Source organism: Dyella thiooxydans (assembly GCF_001641285.1).
Classification (GTDB): domain Bacteria; phylum Pseudomonadota; class Gammaproteobacteria; order Xanthomonadales; family Rhodanobacteraceae; genus Dyella_A; species Dyella_A thiooxydans.
The window spans coordinates 2,989,451-3,005,036 of record NZ_CP014841.1 but is presented as its reverse complement, the minus strand read 5'-3'; the positions used below and the strand labels follow the sequence as shown (position 1 = coordinate 3,005,036).

The window sequence follows — 15,586 nt, the reverse complement described above, 5'->3', positions numbered from 1 at the left end:
ATGTTCTCCACCGACCTGCCGCCGCTGCCGACCGGCCGCGCCTGGGTGCACGGCGCGCTGGAGCGCCTGGCGCAGGAAGCGGCGCGCTCGGCCGACACCCACCTGCTCAAGCTCGACCTGCCGGCCTTCCCCGGCATCGACCTCTACCTGAAGGACGAGTCCGCGCATCCCAGCGGCAGCCTCAAGCACCGGCTGGCGCGCTCGCTGTTCCTCTACGCACTGTGCAACGGTCTCCTGCATGCGGGACAGACCGTGGTAGATGCCTCGTCCGGCAGCACGGCGATCTCCGAGGCGTGGTTCGCGCGGCTGCTCGGCTTGCCGTTCATCGCGGTCATGCCGGCCTGCACCGCGCCGGGCAAGATCCGCGATGTGCAGGCGCTGGGCGGCCAGTGCGACCTGGTCGAGAACCCGGCCGACGTGCCGGCCGTGGCCGCCGGGCATGCCGAACGCGGCGCCTGCTTCCTCGACCAGTTCGGGCTGGCCGAGCGCGCCACCGACTGGCGCGGCAACAACAACATCGCCGAATCGATCCTCGGCCAGATGGCGCGCGAGCCGTCGCCGCAGCCGGCGTGGATCGTCTGCAGCGCGGGCACCGGCGGCACCTCGGCGACGATCGGCCGCTACCTGCGCTACCGTCGCCTGCCGACCCGGCTGTGCGTGGCCGAGCCGAGCGGCAGCGCGTTCGTCGAGGGCTGGCGCCGCTACGACCGCGCCGCGATGGCCAGCCAGCCGACGCTGATCGAGGGCATCGGCCGGCCGCGGGTGGAGCCGGGTTTCGTGTTCGAGGTGGTCGACCAGGTGCTGGAGGTGCCCGACGCTGCCTCGATCGCCGCCGTCTGGCTGCTGGAGGAACTGCTCGGTCGCCGCTACGGCGGTTCGTCGGGCACCCAGTTCGTCGCCTGCCTGCGGCTGGCCGCGGCGATGCAGGCATGCGGCGAACGCGGCAGCATCGTCAGCCTGCTGTGCGACCGTGGCGAGCGTTACGCCGAGACGCTGTTCGACCGCGGCTGGTTCGCCGCGCGCGGCATCGATACCGCGCCATGGGATGCGCGCCTGCGCGCAGTGTTGCGTGACGGTCGCGGCTTCGACGAACCGATGCCGTAGCATGGGCGTCCACACGGCCGTGTGCCGTGCCTGACGGTTTGCCGCGGAGTCCTCCGATGTCGTTCGCCATCCTCGGTCACGGCCGCTTCGGCCAGGCGCTTGCCGGTCTGCTGCGCGAGGCCGGTCACGGCGTACGCGCCTGGGACCCGCGCGGCCACGTGCCGGCCGACTACGCCGCCGACTCGCTCGATGCGGCCGTGGACGATGCGCAGTGGGTGGTGCTGGCGATGCCGGTGCCGCAGATGGACGAGGCGCTGCGTGCGCTGAGGCCGCGGCTCAAGCGTGGACAGACAGTGATCGACGTCGGCAGCGTGAAGCTGCATCCCTGCGCGCTGATGGACGAACGGCTCGGCGACGCGATCCCGCACGTCGGCACGCATCCGCTGTTCGGCCCGCTGAGCCTGGCTCGCGGCGAACGGCCGCTGCGCGTGGTGGTCTGTGCCAGCGCACGCCACCCCGAGGCCGCCGAACGCGCCAGCGCGTTGTTCGCTTCGCTCGGCTGCGAGGTGATCGCACAGGAGCCGGCCGCGCACGACCGCGCCATGGCGCACACCCACGCGCTGGCGTTCTTCATCGCCAAGGGCCTGGTCGACATGGGCGTGGACGACGAACTGGCGGTGGCGCCGCCGTCGTTCCTCGGCCTCAAGGCGATGCTCGCCGCGGTGCGCGGCGACGCCGGCCACCTGTTCGCCGCGATCCAGCAGGAGAACTCGTTCGCCGAGGAGGCGCGGGCGGAGCTGCTGGCGACCCTGCAGGGCATCCATCGCCGGCTGGTCGCCGACGGCGACGATGCCGGCCTGGCGATCAGCGAGCGTCACTGACCCGGGCCGGCGTGACGCGTTCGGCCACTGCGACAATCCGCACATGTGGCCTGCGCAAGGCCTGATCCATATCAGGGGCAAACGCCCCGGCGATACCGACGATGCGCACGTCCTTACGGAGACGTGCCATGACGACGACCCGAAAACTCTGGCTGGGGCTGGCGGTATTGCTGCTGGCCTCCTTCTCGGTGCTGCTGTGGGTGGGCAAGGAGGTGCACCAGCAGGCGCCACCCTTGCCTGACGCGGTGGTCACCACCCAGGGCGCCACGCTGTACACCCGCGCCGACATCGAGCTGGGCCGCGAGGTCTGGCAGAGCATCGGCGGCCAGCAGCTCGGCTCGATCTGGGGCCACGGCGCGCTGGTGGCGCCGGACTGGAGCGCCGACTGGCTGCACCGCGAAGCGGACGCCATGCTCGAACTGCTGGCCCGCGACGAGGGCGCGCCCTCGTTCGCCGCGCTGGACGCCGAACGGCAGGCCGCGCTGAAGGCGCGCGTGCAGGCCGAGGAGCGTCGCAACACCTGGAACGCGGACAGCCGCACCATCACCGTCTCACCGCTGCGGGCGCAGGCGATGGAGGTGGTGGCGCGCCACTACGACAGCCTGTTCAGCAACGACCCGGCCACCCACGCACTGCGCGTCACCTACGCCATGCGCGAGGACACCATCCCCGAGATGGAACATCGTCGCGCGGTCACCGCGTTCTTCTGGTGGACCAGCTGGGCCGCCGCCGCCGAACGCCCCGGCCACAGCGTCAGCTACACGCAGAACTGGCCGTACGACCCGCTGGTCGGCAACCGGCCCAGCGGCACCGCGCTGATCTGGTCGGTGTTCAGCGTGCTGTTCCTGATCCTCGGTATCGGCCTGATCGGCTGGTACCACGCGGTGCAGAGCCACAAGGAGAGCCCGGCGGTGCCACCGGAGCACGACCCGCTGGCCGCGTTCAAGCCGACCCCCTCGATGAAGGCCACGGCGAAGTACTTCTGGACCGTGATGGGGCTGTTCCTGGTGCAGATCCTGCTCGGCGCCACCACCGCGCACTTCCAGGTGGAAGGCCAGCAGGCCTACGGTTTCGCGCTGGCCAACGTGCTGCCGTACAGCATCACCCGCACCTGGCACACCGAGCTGGCGGTGCTGTGGATCGCCACCGCGTGGCTGGCCACCGGCCTGTACATGGCGCCGGTGATCGGCGGCCGCGAGCCGAAGTTCCAGCGGCTGGGGGTGAACTTCCTGTGGGTCTGCCTGCTGGTGATCGTGGTCGGTTCGTTCGCCGGCCAGTGGTTCGCGGTGATGGACAAGATGGGCCTGAAGTACAACTTCTGGTTCGGCCACCAGGGTTGGGAATACACCGACCTGGGCCGCTTCTGGCAGATCTTCCTGTTCATCGGGCTGATGCTGTGGCTGTTCCTGGTCGGCCGCGCGCTGATGCCGGCGATCAGGCGTCGCGACGAGACCTCGCACATCGTGGGCCTCTTGTTCCTGTCCACCATCGCGATCGGCCTGCTCTACGGCGCGGGGCTGATGTGGGGTGAGCACACCCACATCGCGATGGTCGAGTACTGGCGCTGGTGGGTGGTGCACCTGTGGGTGGAGGGCTTCTTCGAGGTGTTCGCCACTGCGGTGATCGGTTACCTGTTCGTGCGGCTGGGACTGCTGCGCGTGCACAGCGCCACGGTGAACATGCTGTTCGCCACCATCGTGTTCATGGCCGGCGGCGTGCTCGGCACCCTGCACCACCTGTACTTCACCGGCACCACCACCGCGGTGATCGCGCTGGGCGCCAGCTTCTCGGCGCTGGAAGTGGTGCCGCTGGCGCTGATCGGGCTGGAGGCCTACGACAACTGGCGCAAGCAGCACGCCGCACCGTGGATGGCGCGCTACCGCTGGCCGATCATGTTCTTCGTGGCGGTGAGCTTCTGGAACCTGGTCGGTGCGGGCCTGTTCGGCTTCCTCGTCAACACGCCGATCGCGCTGTACTACATGCAGGGACTCAACCTCACCCCGCTGCACGGCCACACCGCGTTGATGGGCGTGTACGGCATGCTCGGCATCGGCCTGATGCTGTTCTGCCTGCGCGGCATCAAGCCGGAGGCCGAGTGGCGCGAGGGCTGGCTGAAGGGTGCGTTCTGGACGCTCAACATCGGCCTGTCGCTGATGGCGCTGCTGACCCTGCTGCCGCTGGGCGTGCTGCAGCTCAACGCGGCGCTGGACCACGGCTACTGGTTCGCCCGCTCCGAGCACTTCATGAACCAGCCGCTGGTGCACCTGCTGGTGTGGATGCGCGTGCCCGGCGACAGCCTGTTCGCGGTCGGCGCCCTGCTCACCTCGGTGTTCGTCGCCTCGCTGTGGCTGGCTCCCCGGCGCAGCCCGAAGGGCGCGGTATTACCGCAGGCGGCGCGGGAAAGCGCCTGATCTCCCCCGGGGCGCGCCGGACGGCGCGCCCCCTCCCACCCCGGTAGGAGCGCACCCTGTGCACGAATGCTCTGGTCCGCATTCCAGCGAAAGACGATCGCGCACAGGGTGCGCTCCTACACCAGACCGGTTCTCCCATGTTCGAGTTCTATCCGCAGATCAAGGCCGTGCACATCGCCTGCGTGATCCTCAGCGGGCTGCTGTTCGCGCTGCGCGGCACGCTGGTGCAGACTGGCCATGGTGCCGCCGCGCACTGGGCACCGCTGCGCTACCTGAGCTACACGGTGGACAGCGCGCTGCTCACCGCCGCGTTGATGCTGCTGACCCTCCTGCCCGGCGCCTATTTCGCCAACGGCTGGCTCACGGTGAAGCTGGTGGGGGTGGTGCTGTACGTGGTCTGCGGCAGCCTGGCGTTGAAGCGCGCGCGTGGCCGGGCCATGCAGCGCGGCTTTTTCATTGCGGCGCTGCTGATCTACGCCAATATCGTCGGCATCGCCTGGGAGCATCACCCGCTGGGCTGGCTGCACGCCTGGCTGGGCTGACCGCGGCCCAAGTGGGCCGGGTCGGGGAGCCCGGCGCCTACACCCGTGCGAACACCAGGCTGGCGTTGGTGCCGCCGAAGCCGAAGCTGTTGGACATCACCGTGGACAGCCGCGCCGGACGGCTCTCGCGCAGGATCGGAAAATCCGCCGCGCCCGGATCGAGTGCGTCGATGTGGGCCGACCCGGCCACGAACCCGTCGCGCATCATCAGCAGGCTGTAGATCGCCTCGTGCACGCTGGCGGCGCCGAGCGAGTGCCCGGTCAGCGCCTTGGTCGAGGACAGCGGCGGCACGTGTGCGCCGAACACCTCGCGCACGGCATGCAGTTCGGTCAGGTCGCCCAGCGGCGTGGCGGTGCCGTGGGTGTTGAGATAGTCGACCGGCCGCGCGACACCGGCCAGCGCCATCTTCATGCAGCGCACGGCGCCTTCGCCGCTCGGCGCGACCATGTCGGCGCCGTCGGAGGTGACGCCGTAGCCGACCAGTTCGGCGTGGATGCGCGCGCCGCGCGCCCGGGCGTGTTCGTAGTCCTCCAGCACCAGCATGCCGCCGCCGCCGGCGATGACGAAGCCGTCGCGCCCGGCGTCGTACGGGCGCGAGGCGCTGGCGGGCGTGTCGTTGCGGCGGCTGGCGAGCGCGCCCATCGCGTCGAACTGCGCGGTCATGCCCCAGTGCTCCTCCTCGCCGCCACCGGCGAACACCACGTCCTGCGCGCCGTGCCGGATCAGGTCCGCCGCCGCGCCGATGCAGTGCGCCGAGGTGGCGCAGGCGGCGGCGATCGAATAGCTCAGGCCGAGGATGCCGAATGCGGTCGCCAGCGAGGCGGATACGGTGGAGCACATCGTGCGCGGCACCATGTACGGGCCGACCCGGCGCACGCCCTTGCCGCGCAGCAGGTCGGCGGTCTCGATCTGCCAGTGCGCCGAGCCGCCGCCGGAGCCGGCGACCACGCCGGTGCGCGGGTGGCGCACCTGTTCCTCGGACAGTCCGGCATCGCCGATCGCCGTGCGCATCGCCACGTAGGCGTACGCGGCCGCGCCGCCCATGAAGCGCAGCAGCTTGCGGTCGATCGCCGTCTCCAGCTCGATCTGCGGCACGCCGGCCACCTGGCTGCGCAGGCCGCGGGCGACGTACTCGGGCATCGCGCGGATGCCGCTGGTCAGCTCCTGCAGGGCGCGCGACACGGTGTCGGCGACGCTGCCCAGGCACGAGGTGATGCCGAATCCGGTGACGACCACGCGGCGCATCAGAAGCCCTCCGTGGACTGGAACAGGCCCACCCGCATGTCGCTGGCGACGTAGATCAGGCGGTCGTCGACGAAGGTCTTGCCGTCGGCCACCACCAGCGCGAGCCTGCCGCGCATCACCCGGCGCACGTCGATCTCGTAGCGCACCAGCCGCGCATCCGGCAGCACCTGGCCGCTGAATTTCACCTGCCCTACGCCGAGCGCGCGTCCGCGTCCGGGCTCGCCCAGCCACGGCAGGAAGAACCCCGACAGCTGCCACATCGCGTCCAGTCCCAGGCAGCCGGGCATCACCGGATCGCCGGCGAAATGGCAGCCGAAGAACCAGAGCTCCGGATGGATGTCCAGCTCGGCGCGCAGCACGCCCTTGCCGTAGGCGCCGCCGTGGTCGTCGACGTGGGTGATGCGGTCGAACATCAGCATCGGCGGGGCGGGCAGGCGTGCGTTGCCGGGGCCGAACAGCTCGCCGCGGGCGCAGGCCAGCAACTGGTCGCGGTTGAACTCGGAGGGGCGGGTCATGGGCTCGTCTCGTGCGGGTATCCGGCGAGTGTGGATGCCGCGCCGGAGCGCCGCCCTGACACGCGTCAAGGGTGACCGCGGCTCAAGCCGGCGGTGCGACCGCGACCGTCTGCCCACCGGTCATGGGTTCGGTAGGCGGATGCCGGCGGGGTTCAGCCCGCGACGGGAAAGCCCAGCGCCCGCAGCATCGCGGCTTCGCCCACCGGCAGTCGCGTGGCGGGCAGTCCGCCGTGCACGATCTCCACCGTGGCGAATTCGCGGCGCAGGGGATATTGCTTGCGCAGCCGGTCGAAGGCGGCAGCGCGGATGTCGTCGGTCTGGTCGAGGGTGGCGCGGAAAGCCGTGTCGTCGTCGGTGATGCGATACGTCGCGTAGACCAGGTCGAGTGCGCGACGCGGTGCGAGCTGCGCCAGGTCCAGCACGCGGCGGGCGCTGTCCGGTACCAGCGACGCCAGCGTCATCGTCGGCGGCTGATCGAGGAAGGCGCACAGCGCCTCGTACAGCATCCAGGTACCGCGCAGCTTGCCGTCGTACGAATAGCCGGCGATGTGCGGCGTGGCCAGTTCGACCCGCGCGGCCAGCCGGCGGTCGACCAGTGGCTCGCCTTCCCACACGTCGAGGACCACGTGCAGGTCGTCGCGCCGCTCCAGCGCGGACAGCAGCGCGGCGTTGTCGACCACCGCGCCGCGCGAGGTGTTGAGCAGGATCGCGCCGGGTTTCAGCCGGGCGAGCAGCGCCGCATCGGCGAGGTGGAAGCTCGGGTGCGCGCCGTGGCGCAGCAGCGGGGTGTGGAAGCTGACGATGTCGCAGCCGGCGATCGCGTCCATGTCGACCAGCCCGGTGTGTCCCGCGTCGGCCAGCGGCGGATCGCAGGCGAGCACTTCCAGCCCGAGCGCCTGCAGGCGCCGCTGCAGCCGCGAGCCCACATTGCCCAACCCGACGATGCCGGCACGCCTGCCGGCCAGCGCGAAGTCGTGCCGGTCGGCCAGTTCCAGCAACGCGCTGGAGACGTAATCGACCACCGACATCGCGTTGCAGCCCGGCGCGCTGGCGAAGGCGATGCCCTGCGCGCGCAACCAGTCGAGGTCCACGTGGTCGGTGCCGATGGTCGCGGTGCCGACGAAGCGCACGCGCGAGCCGGCGAGCAGCGCTTCGTCGACGCGGGTGACCGAGCGCACCAGCAGCACGTCGGCATCGTGCACGTCGTCGGCCGTGAGGCTGCGGCCGGGCCGCGCTAACACCTCGCCGAAGCTGGCGAACAGTTCGCGCGCCAGCGGCATGTTTTCGTCGACCAGGATCTTCATCGCGCACCATCTTCATGGCCGTATCGGCGGGCGCCATGATAGGTGCCCCGGCGCGGTCGCGCAGGAGCGAACTAGCCGGGGCACGGCGTCGCCACGTCCGCCAGCGAACCCAGCACCTCGCGCAGCTGCGCCTGCAGCGCGTGCCACGCCGCATCCCAGCGGCCTTCGTTCGGTTTGGCCAGGGCGAAGCGCTGCAGCCGCGCGTGGACGTCGGCGAGCCGCGTACGCAGGGCCTCGGCCTCGGCGCGGGCCTGCTCGAAATCCGCCAGCCCGACCAGCTGCACCTTGCGGTCGCGGCACACGCCGATGCAGGTCTGCGGCGCCTCGACGCGGCCGCAGCCGATGCATTGCCAGGCTTCGATGGTGTCGGTCATGTCGCTGCTCCGCCCGAACGATGGCGGAGATGCTGCGCGCCGACGCGGGATGTCGGACTGATCCGGATCAGTCGCATCCGGCGATGTGCCGGACGGGATGTCGCAGGGCCGCGCGCCGGCGTGGTCAGTGCGCCGCCGGCGTGGCCCAGCCCGGATCGGCGAAGGTGCGCGGGTAGTCGGCGACCGCGTCGCGCATCGCCTGCACCTGGGCCATGTCATCCGGGTGTGCTTTCAGCGCCTGCGCGGCGGCGAGCAGTGGCACCAGCATGTGGTGCAGCACCGCGTCGCGGTCCTCCGGCAGCTTGCACCCGGCGAAGATGTCGGCGGCGGCCTGCTCGATCAGGCCGACCCGGTCCAGCGCCATCGTCGCGTCCATGTGACCCATCTCGTAGTGGCGCAGTTCGTCCAGCGCCACATGGATGCGACCCATGCCGTCCTCGAGCGCCGCGTCGACCGGCCAGCGGTGGTCGGGCGCGGGTGCAGGCGCGGCCGTTCCGGCCGGCATCGAGTGATGCGCATGCTGCGTCGACGCCGACGCCGACGCCGACGCCGACGCCGACGCGGACAGGCCAACGGCCAGCAACACCAGCAGCGGTGCGACGGCGCGGTTCACGGCCGGCTCCCGGCGAGCCGGCGCACGGTGGCGACGAAGTCGGGATCGGTGCGGCCGATGATCGTGCTGCGCGCCACCACGCGGCCGTCGGCATCGAGCAGCAGCAGCACGCTGGAGTGGTTGAAGTCGCCGTCGGGCAGCTGGCGGTACTGCACGCCGAGCAGTGCGGCCAGCGGCCGTACCTCGGCCGGTTCCGCGCGCGCCAGCGTCCACCAACGCGGATCGAGCTGATGGTGGCTGGCGTAGTCGGCGAGCCTGGCGACGCTGTCGCGCGCGGGATCGAAACTCACCGCCAGCAGCCGGAGTGCGGACGGGTCGCCGGCGGCGTGGCGGGTCGCCTTCATCGTCTCGATGATCATCGGGCAGACCATCGTGCACGAGGCGTAGAACATGCTGACCAGCTGCGGCTGGCCGCGGCGCGCGGCCAGCGGCGCAGCGTGGCCGGCCTGGTCGGTGAGGGTCACCGGCAACTGGTAGATCGAGTCGCCCGGAAGCGCGTCGGCGGCGTGCAGCGGCACGGCCAGCAGCAGGGCACAGAGCAGGAGCAGCAGGCGGTTCATGGCGTATCCCCGATGGGCCGCGCGCAGCGGAAGCCCAGGTTGGCGGTGGTGTCGGTGGCCTTCAGCGAGGAGAGCATGGCGATGCGCATCAGCGTGGCGTAGTTCTCCTTCTGTTCCATGCTGATCGCGCCGGCGCCGCAGAACTTCAGCTTGTCGGCGCCGTCCTGGTCCCGGCTGTCGCTGCCCACCAGCAGGGCGTTGAAGTCGTCCACCCACTCCCACACCAGGCCGTTGAGGTCGCGTACGCTGTGCAGGTCGGGCGGGCCACCGACGGGCGGCAGGGCGTGGCCGGACGGGCGGCTGTACCAGTCCAGCACGCGCTCGCGCCAGGCCGGGTCGCTGCGCGCGTCGGCGCGGGTGGCATCGGCTGCGGCGGCCATTTCCCACTCGTACCAGCTGGGCAGGCGGGCGTGTTCGCTCTGGCAGTAGGCCTGCGCGGCGAACCAGCTCACCCGGGTCACCGGCTGCGCAGGCAGCGCGTCGGCGCCGAGCGTGTCCGGGCCGGCCCACTGCGAGAGATAGCGGCCGTCGGCGAACACGCTCGGCACGCGGTCGCGCTGCCACTCGGGATGGCGACGAACGAAGGCGAGAAACTCGGCGTTGGTCACCGGTTCGGTGCGCAGGGCGAACGGCGCCACCTGCGCCGGGGCGGTCTTGCCGTCGGCCGGCAGCACGCTGGCGAAGCGGCCGCCGGGCAGTGGCACGTAATCGGCGGCGCTGGCCGTGGCGCAGGCCACGGCCAGCAGCAGTCCCGCCAGCATCGGGACGCGCGGATACACGGTCAGTGCCCTGTGCCCGCGGTGGCAGCAGGCTTGGCGCGCACCTTGGCCACCTCGTCCTTGGTCACCTGGCCGCCGGGGTTGCCCCAGCTGTTGAGCACATAGGTGAGGATGTTGGCGACCTCGTCGTCGGTGAGCTGGGTCATCGGCGGCATCACCGAGTCGTACTCGACGCCGTTGACGGTGACCTTGCCGGTGAGGCCGTGCAGCGGGATCGCGATCAGTGCGGCCTTGTCCTTGCCCGCCAGCGTGGCGACGTAGTCCGACTTGGCCAACGGCGGGAACACGCTGGGCAGGCCGTCGCCGTTGGCCTGGTGGCAGACCGAGCAGGTGCCGGTGAACAGCTGCTTGCCGGCGGCGATCTGTTCGTCCTTGCTCAGCGTGCCGGCGGCGTTGGCCTTCGCGGCGGTGGCCACCGCATGCAGGTTGGGCTCGGCGCGGTCGCCGAGGTAGACCGAGTCGACCTCCTTGCCCGAGTAGATCGACTTGTTCTCCGGGCCGTCCACCTTGAGGATGCCCAGCGCGCCCTTGTTGAAGGCGCGGAAGATCGAGTGGTCGACCAGCACGTAGCTGCCCGGTACCTGGGTCTTGAACTCGACCATCGCGGCGCCGCCGGAGGGGATCAGCGTGGTCTGCACGTTGTGCTGCTCGACGGTGCCGCCCTCCTGCCGCACGGTGTCGAAGATCTCGCCGATCACGTGGAAGCTGGACACCAGGTTCGGACCGCCGTTGCCGACGAACAGCCGCACCGTCTCGCCGACCTTGGCAGTGAGCGCCTTGTCGCCGGTGAGCGCGCCTTCGTGGCCGTTGAACAGCACGTAGGTCGGCTTTTCGTCGATCGCCTTGTCCATGTCGAAACCCTGGTGGCCCTTCTCGCGATACTTGCCGACCGTGTAGAAGTCGCCCTGCATCACGTAGTACTCGTGGTCGACCTTGGGCATGCCCTCCGGCGGTTCGACCAGGATCAGCCCGTACATGCCGTTGGCGATGTGCATGCCGACCGGTGCGGTGGCGCAGTGGTAGACGAAGATGCCCTGGTTGAGCGCCTTGAAGGTGAACTGCGACTCGTGTCCCGGCGCGGTGAAGCTGGAGGCCGCGCCGCCGCCCGGGCCGGTGACGCCGTGCAGGTCGATGTTGTGCGGCATCTTGGAGTCGGGCGAGTTCTTCAGGTGGAACTCCACCGTGTCGCCCTGGCGCACGCGGATGAAGCTGCCCGGCACGGTGCCGCCGAAGGTCCAGTAGGTGTAGGTGACGCCCTCGGAGATCGGCATCTCCTTCTCGATCACTTCCAGGTCGACGATGACCTTGGCCGGATGGTTGCGGTGGATCGGCGGCGGCACGTTCGGCGGGCTGGTCAGTACCGCGTGGATCGGCTCGCCCTGCGGCGGGCCGAAGTCGCCGGGAATGCCGTTCTGCGCGGTGGCCTGCGGCGGCGCGGTGCCGGTGGTGGGCGTGGTGGCATCGGGCTTGCCCGAGCAGGCGGCGATCGCCAGGACGCTGGCGGTGGCCAGCAGGGTGCGCAACAGCGTGGACATGATCTTTTCCCCTTTCGTTATCCGTGACGAACAGGTTAGGCAGGCGCCTTGCGGCGCCCCTGATACAGATCAGTCGCAAGAGCTTACGCCTGCGCTGCGACAAGCCGCCACAGCGCAGGCGGTCAGCCGGGCCGGCCGTCGGCGCGCGGGGTGAGGTAGATCCACGCCGAGCGCAGCACCCAGGGCGCGAACGCCAGCAGCCAGCCGGCCGCCGCGAACACCAGCCAGCGGTAGCCGTCCGCGCCCAGCTCGGCGCGCACGCGCAGTGCCAGCACACACTGCAGCGAGATGAAGCACAGCCACGGCACCGCGCCCATCTGCAGCAGGCGGCCGGAGTGGCCCTGGGTGACGCGGGTGACCATCGCCACCAGCATCGAACCGAAGTAGCCGATGGTCAGCACGTGCAGCGGCACCAGGCCGAGCACCGCCTCGCCGCGTAGCGCCAGCCACAGGCTCTGCGCCGCGAACAGCACCATCGCCACCGGCAGCCAGGCGAATGCCAGATGCAGCGCGAACAGCAGGCCGGGACGCCGGGCCTTCCACGGCTGCCACGCCAGCGCGTGCCAACCGAACAGCAGCGCCAGTGGCAGGTCGGCCAGCCAGCGCCAGGCGGTGGCACCGACCGTTTCCAGCGCGATGTGCGCGAGCAGCAGCATCCAGGCCACCGGCAGGCTCCAGCGCGGCCGCAGCATGCGGTAGCCAGGCACCACGTTGGCGCTGAAGAACGGGATCATCCGGTGGCACACGCTGAAGTACACCGGCAGCAGGAAGCCGAACACGCCGAGGCGGATCGCCAGCGGCATCAGCCATGCCGGCGCGCCACCCAGCACGGCCAGCCCGAGGGCGAGCCCGAGTGTGCCCGTCGACAGCCCTGCCAGGCACGACCATGCGTGGGCGTTGCGCGCTGCCGCGGCACGCAGCACGCCGGTCAGCGGCAGCAGCGCCAGGACGTAGCCGGCCAGCATCAGTGCGACGCCGAGGCGCAGCAGCGGCAGGCTGCCCAGCAGACCGGCGTGCGCCAGCAGATAGCCGCCGAACACCGAGCCGGCCACCGGCACGTAACGCGAGCGTGGCAGCGCGGGGCGATCCAGCCAACGCGGGAACACGGTCAGCAGGAAGCCGAACATGAACAGCGGCAGCATCCCGTATGCCGTGAGCAGGGCGTGGCCCCAGGCCGGCGGCACCGGTGGCTGCGGCCACGACGACCAGCCGAAGCGCAGCGCGGCCAGCTCCAGCGCCCACCACGCCATGCTGGTCAGCACGGTGCAGGCGCCGGCGAGGAACAGCACCCGGTGCGGCGCCTGGGTCAGCACCGCCGGTGACCAGGGGATGGGAGGCGCGGATGGGAGAAGATCGGGCATTGGCCTGGGCCTGTCGGCAGAAGGCCGTATGCTCGGCGCTGGACGGTGCCGGCACTCTGATCCAGATCAGCGGAGCAAGGCTTCAGCCCGGCAGCAGGCCCTCGCCCAGCCGGTGCAGCGCGTCCGCATCGAGCAGCTCGATCTGCCGCCCCTCCAGCGCGATCAGCCCCTGGCTGCGGAAGCGGGTGAGCACGCGGCTGACGGTTTCCGAGGCCAGCCGCAGGTAGTTGGCGATGTCGCCGCGCGACATGCTCAACACGAAGCGCGTGCCGGAGAAGCCGCGCGCCGCGTAGCGGCTGCCGAGGTCGCAGAGGAACGCGGCCACGCGCTCGTCGGCGCTGTGGTCGCCGGCCAGCAGGCTGGCCGTGCCCAGCTCCTTGCTGAGCAGGCGGAACAGGTGCTGCTGCACCGCCGGCATGCGGGTGGCCAGCGCGCTCATCGCCGGGAACGAGAAGCGGCAGAACTGCGCGTTCTCCAGCGCGATCGCATCGCAGGGAAACTGCTCGGGGTAGATCGCGTTGAGCCCGATCACCTCGCCGGGCAGGTAGAAGCCCAGCACCTGCTCGCGGCCCTCGCGGTCCACCAGGCAGGTTTTCACCGTGCCGGCGCGTACCGCGAAGATCGCGCGGAACGGGTCGCCGGTGCGGAACACGTGGTCGCCGGTGCGATAGGGTCCGACATGCTCGACCAGGCAGTGCAGCGCCTCCAGCTCGGGCTTGCCGTAGCCCACCGCCAGGCACGCACCGGCGAACGCACAGGTGCGGCAGAAGCGGATGGCATCGCCGTCGTCGGCGATCGGGCTGGAGGGCTCGGGCAGGCGACCGGCCCGCGTATCGGAACGCATCGTGGGAACAGCCTCTTGAACATCCATGGCGTCAGATCGCGCGCGAGTAGCGTGTGGGCGGCGCGCCGGCATCCAGATAGGCATCGAAGCACATGGCGATGATACGCAGCAGCAGGCGGCCGCGCGAGGTGGTGACGATGCGCGGCCCCTCGATCGAGACCAGGCCGTCCGCTTCCAGCTGCTCCAGGCGGGTCATCGCGTCGGCGAAGTAGACGTCGAAGTCGATCCGGTGGCGCGCACCGAAGGCGTCGCGGTCGAGCGTGCCCTGGCACATCAGCTCGCCGATCGCCGCGCGCCGGATCAGGTCGTCTTCGCTCAGCCGCAGGCCACGCGCCACCGGCAGGTGGCCGGCATCCAGCGCGGCGTAGTAGCCGGGCAGGTCGCGCACGTTCTGGCTATAGCAGTCGCCGATGCGGCCGATCGCGCTCACCCCGAGGCCGACGATGTCGCAGTCGCCGTGGGTGGAGTAGCCCTGGAAGTTGCGCTGCAGCTGGCCGGCGCGCTGCGCCTTGGCCAGTTCGTCGTTCGCCTTGGCGAAGTGGTCCATGCCGATGTAGACGTAGCCGGCAGCGGTGAGCCGCTCCAGCGCCCGCCCGAGCAGGGCCAGCCGGGTGGCGGCGTCGGGCAGCAGGCTGGCGTCGAGCTGCCGCTGCGCCTTGAACATCTCCGGCAGGTGGGCATAGCCGTACACGGCCACGCGGTCCGGCGACAGCGCGATCACCTCGGTGAGGGTGCGGTCGAAGCCGGCCACGGTCTGCAGCGGCAGGCCGTAGATCAGGTCCACGCTGCTGGACGCGAAGCCCGCCTCGCGCGCCGCGTTCAGCACCGCGGCGGTCTGCGCCACCGACTGGATCCGGTTCACCGCCTGCTGTACGGCCGGGTCGAAGTCCTGGATGCCGACCGAGACGCGGTTGAAGCCGAGCTCGCCCAGCTCGCGCACGTAGTCGCCGTCGGCGAAGCGCGGGTCCAGCTCGATGCCGTACTCGCGCTCGCGGCCGCGCTCCATGCTGAAGTGCCGACCCAGCGACTGCATCAGATCGCGCATTCGCTCGATGTCGAGGAAATTCGGCGTGCCGCCGCCGAAGTGCAGCTGGCGCACCGGACGGTCGCGGTCGAACAGCGGAGCGATCAGCCCGATCTCGCGGTACAGCCGCTCCAGGTAGCGGTCGGCCTTGTCGAGGTCGCGGGTGATGACCCGGTTGCAGCCGCAGTAGAAGCACGGACTCATGCAGAACGGCACGTGCACGTAGACCGAGAGCGGCCGCGGGATCGGTTCCTCGTTGGATTCGCGGATCGCCTCGCGCAGCTCGGCCGCGCCGAAGTCGCTGCGGAAGTGCGGCGCGGTCGGATAACTGGTGTAGCGGGGGCCGTTGACGTCGTAGCGGGCGATCAGGTCCGCGTCGAAAGTAGGTGGCTGGATCACGGTGGCGGTACGGGTAGCTTCCATGGCGCGCACTGTGCCGGGTCGCGGCCGGCGGCTTCTTGATCAGGATCAGTCCGGCGACGGGTCGTGCCCGGCGCAGCCAGCCCGGGCCACTCCAGCCTTGTCACGCGATCCGCGCCGCAGGCATAGTCGA

15 protein-coding genes are annotated in these 15,586 nt (G+C 70.7%); 4 read left to right on the top strand and 11 right to left on the bottom strand.

Features of this window, described 5'->3' with window-relative positions; all coding sequences use genetic code 11:
- The 4 genes from ATSB10_RS13640 to ATSB10_RS13625 all read left to right on the top strand — a co-directional run bounded on the left by ATSB10_RS13640 (position 1) and on the right by ATSB10_RS13625 (position 4,878).
- Positions 1-1,104 carry a PLP-dependent cysteine synthase family protein gene (locus tag ATSB10_RS13640; RefSeq protein WP_063673317.1) on the top strand — a complete coding sequence of 368 codons (1,104 nt, stop codon included), beginning with the start codon at positions 1-3 and terminating at the stop codon, positions 1,102-1,104.
- A gap of 56 nt (positions 1,105-1,160) precedes the next feature.
- The gene (locus tag ATSB10_RS13635; RefSeq protein WP_063673316.1) at positions 1,161-1,925 is read left to right on the top strand and encodes a prephenate dehydrogenase/arogenate dehydrogenase family protein; all 765 of its coding nucleotides are present in this window, start codon (positions 1,161-1,163) and stop codon (positions 1,923-1,925) included.
- Positions 1,926-2,053: 128 nt separating this feature from the next.
- Positions 2,054-4,336, top strand: a complete 2,283-nt coding sequence (locus ATSB10_RS13630) for a nitric-oxide reductase large subunit (RefSeq protein WP_063673315.1) — start codon at positions 2,054-2,056, stop codon at positions 4,334-4,336.
- A 137-nt stretch (positions 4,337-4,473) separates the two neighbouring features.
- Entirely contained in the window at positions 4,474-4,878 is a 405-nt protein-coding gene (locus ATSB10_RS13625; protein ID WP_063673314.1) for a SirB2 family protein, read from the top strand.
- A 37-nt stretch (positions 4,879-4,915) separates the two neighbouring features.
- Here ATSB10_RS13625 and fabB read toward each other — a convergent pair whose 3' ends face one another.
- From fabB to hemN, 11 genes are all read right to left on the bottom strand, one after another.
- Complete coding sequence (gene fabB / locus ATSB10_RS13620) at positions 4,916-6,124, bottom strand: beta-ketoacyl-ACP synthase I (RefSeq protein ID WP_063673313.1); 1,209 nt, start codon at positions 6,122-6,124, stop codon at positions 4,916-4,918.
- Positions 6,124-6,639, bottom strand: coding sequence for a 3-hydroxyacyl-[acyl-carrier-protein] dehydratase FabA (gene fabA / locus ATSB10_RS13615; RefSeq protein WP_017463280.1), 516 nt, complete (start codon positions 6,637-6,639; stop codon positions 6,124-6,126). The genes fabB and fabA overlap by 1 nt, the downstream gene beginning before the upstream one ends.
- A 152-nt stretch (positions 6,640-6,791) precedes the next feature.
- Positions 6,792-7,943, bottom strand: a complete 1,152-nt coding sequence (gene pdxB, locus ATSB10_RS13610) for a 4-phosphoerythronate dehydrogenase PdxB (RefSeq protein WP_063673312.1) — start codon at positions 7,941-7,943, stop codon at positions 6,792-6,794.
- A gap of 71 nt (positions 7,944-8,014) precedes the next feature.
- Positions 8,015-8,317 carry a hypothetical protein gene (locus ATSB10_RS13605; protein WP_063673311.1) on the bottom strand — a complete coding sequence of 101 codons (303 nt, stop codon included), beginning with the start codon at positions 8,315-8,317 and terminating at the stop codon, positions 8,015-8,017.
- Between the two features lie 124 nt (positions 8,318-8,441).
- Entirely contained in the window at positions 8,442-8,930 is a 489-nt protein-coding gene (locus ATSB10_RS13600; RefSeq protein ID WP_205631056.1) for a DnrO protein, read from the bottom strand.
- Complete coding sequence (locus ATSB10_RS13595) at positions 8,927-9,490, bottom strand: SCO family protein (RefSeq protein WP_063673310.1); 564 nt, start codon at positions 9,488-9,490, stop codon at positions 8,927-8,929. The genes ATSB10_RS13600 and ATSB10_RS13595 overlap by 4 nt, the downstream gene beginning before the upstream one ends.
- Complete coding sequence (locus tag ATSB10_RS13590) at positions 9,487-10,269, bottom strand: formylglycine-generating enzyme family protein (RefSeq protein WP_236886425.1); 783 nt, start codon at positions 10,267-10,269, stop codon at positions 9,487-9,489. The genes ATSB10_RS13595 and ATSB10_RS13590 overlap by 4 nt, the downstream gene beginning before the upstream one ends.
- 2 nt (positions 10,270-10,271) lie before the next feature.
- Entirely contained in the window at positions 10,272-11,804 is a 1,533-nt protein-coding gene (gene nirK / locus ATSB10_RS13585) for a copper-containing nitrite reductase (RefSeq protein ID WP_063673309.1), read from the bottom strand.
- A 122-nt stretch (positions 11,805-11,926) separates the two neighbouring features.
- Positions 11,927-13,165 carry an NnrS family protein gene (locus tag ATSB10_RS13580; RefSeq protein WP_063673308.1) on the bottom strand — a complete coding sequence of 413 codons (1,239 nt, stop codon included), beginning with the start codon at positions 13,163-13,165 and terminating at the stop codon, positions 11,927-11,929.
- Positions 13,166-13,247: 82 nt separating this feature from the next.
- Positions 13,248-14,009 (bottom strand): helix-turn-helix domain-containing protein, encoded by a 762-nt coding sequence (locus ATSB10_RS13575; RefSeq protein ID WP_063673307.1) that lies wholly within the window; start codon positions 14,007-14,009, stop codon positions 13,248-13,250.
- 31 nt (positions 14,010-14,040) lie between these two features.
- Positions 14,041-15,456, bottom strand: a complete 1,416-nt coding sequence (gene hemN / locus ATSB10_RS13570; RefSeq protein WP_063673306.1) for an oxygen-independent coproporphyrinogen III oxidase — start codon at positions 15,454-15,456, stop codon at positions 14,041-14,043.
- Positions 15,457-15,586 lie beyond the last annotated feature (130 nt).

Bases quoted from the DNA above. Each gene is read 5' to 3' on its own strand.
- ATSB10_RS13595 (WP_063673310.1), bottom strand. From the start codon at position 9,490: ATGAACCGCCTGCTGCTCCTGCTCTGTGCCCTGCTGCTGGCCGTGCCG.
- nirK (WP_063673309.1), bottom strand. From the start codon at position 11,804: ATGTCCACGCTGTTGCGCACCCTGCTGGCCACCGCCAGCGTCCTGGCG.
- ATSB10_RS13625 (WP_063673314.1), top strand. From the start codon at position 4,474: ATGTTCGAGTTCTATCCGCAGATCAAGGCCGTGCACATCGCCTGCGTG.
- ATSB10_RS13605 (WP_063673311.1), bottom strand. From the start codon at position 8,317: ATGACCGACACCATCGAAGCCTGGCAATGCATCGGCTGCGGCCGCGTC.
- ATSB10_RS13575 (WP_063673307.1), bottom strand. From the start codon at position 14,009: ATGCGTTCCGATACGCGGGCCGGTCGCCTGCCCGAGCCCTCCAGCCCG.
- ATSB10_RS13630 (WP_063673315.1), top strand. From the start codon at position 2,054: ATGACGACGACCCGAAAACTCTGGCTGGGGCTGGCGGTATTGCTGCTG.
- hemN (WP_063673306.1), bottom strand. From the start codon at position 15,456: ATGGAAGCTACCCGTACCGCCACCGTGATCCAGCCACCTACTTTCGAC.
- ATSB10_RS13640 (WP_063673317.1), top strand. From the start codon at position 1: ATGTTCTCCACCGACCTGCCGCCGCTGCCGACCGGCCGCGCCTGGGTG.
- pdxB (WP_063673312.1), bottom strand. From the start codon at position 7,943: ATGAAGATCCTGGTCGACGAAAACATGCCGCTGGCGCGCGAACTGTTC.
- ATSB10_RS13580 (WP_063673308.1), bottom strand. From the start codon at position 13,165: ATGCCCGATCTTCTCCCATCCGCGCCTCCCATCCCCTGGTCACCGGCG.
- fabA (WP_017463280.1), bottom strand. From the start codon at position 6,639: ATGACCCGCCCCTCCGAGTTCAACCGCGACCAGTTGCTGGCCTGCGCC.
- ATSB10_RS13635 (WP_063673316.1), top strand. From the start codon at position 1,161: ATGTCGTTCGCCATCCTCGGTCACGGCCGCTTCGGCCAGGCGCTTGCC.
- fabB (WP_063673313.1), bottom strand. From the start codon at position 6,124: ATGCGCCGCGTGGTCGTCACCGGATTCGGCATCACCTCGTGCCTGGGC.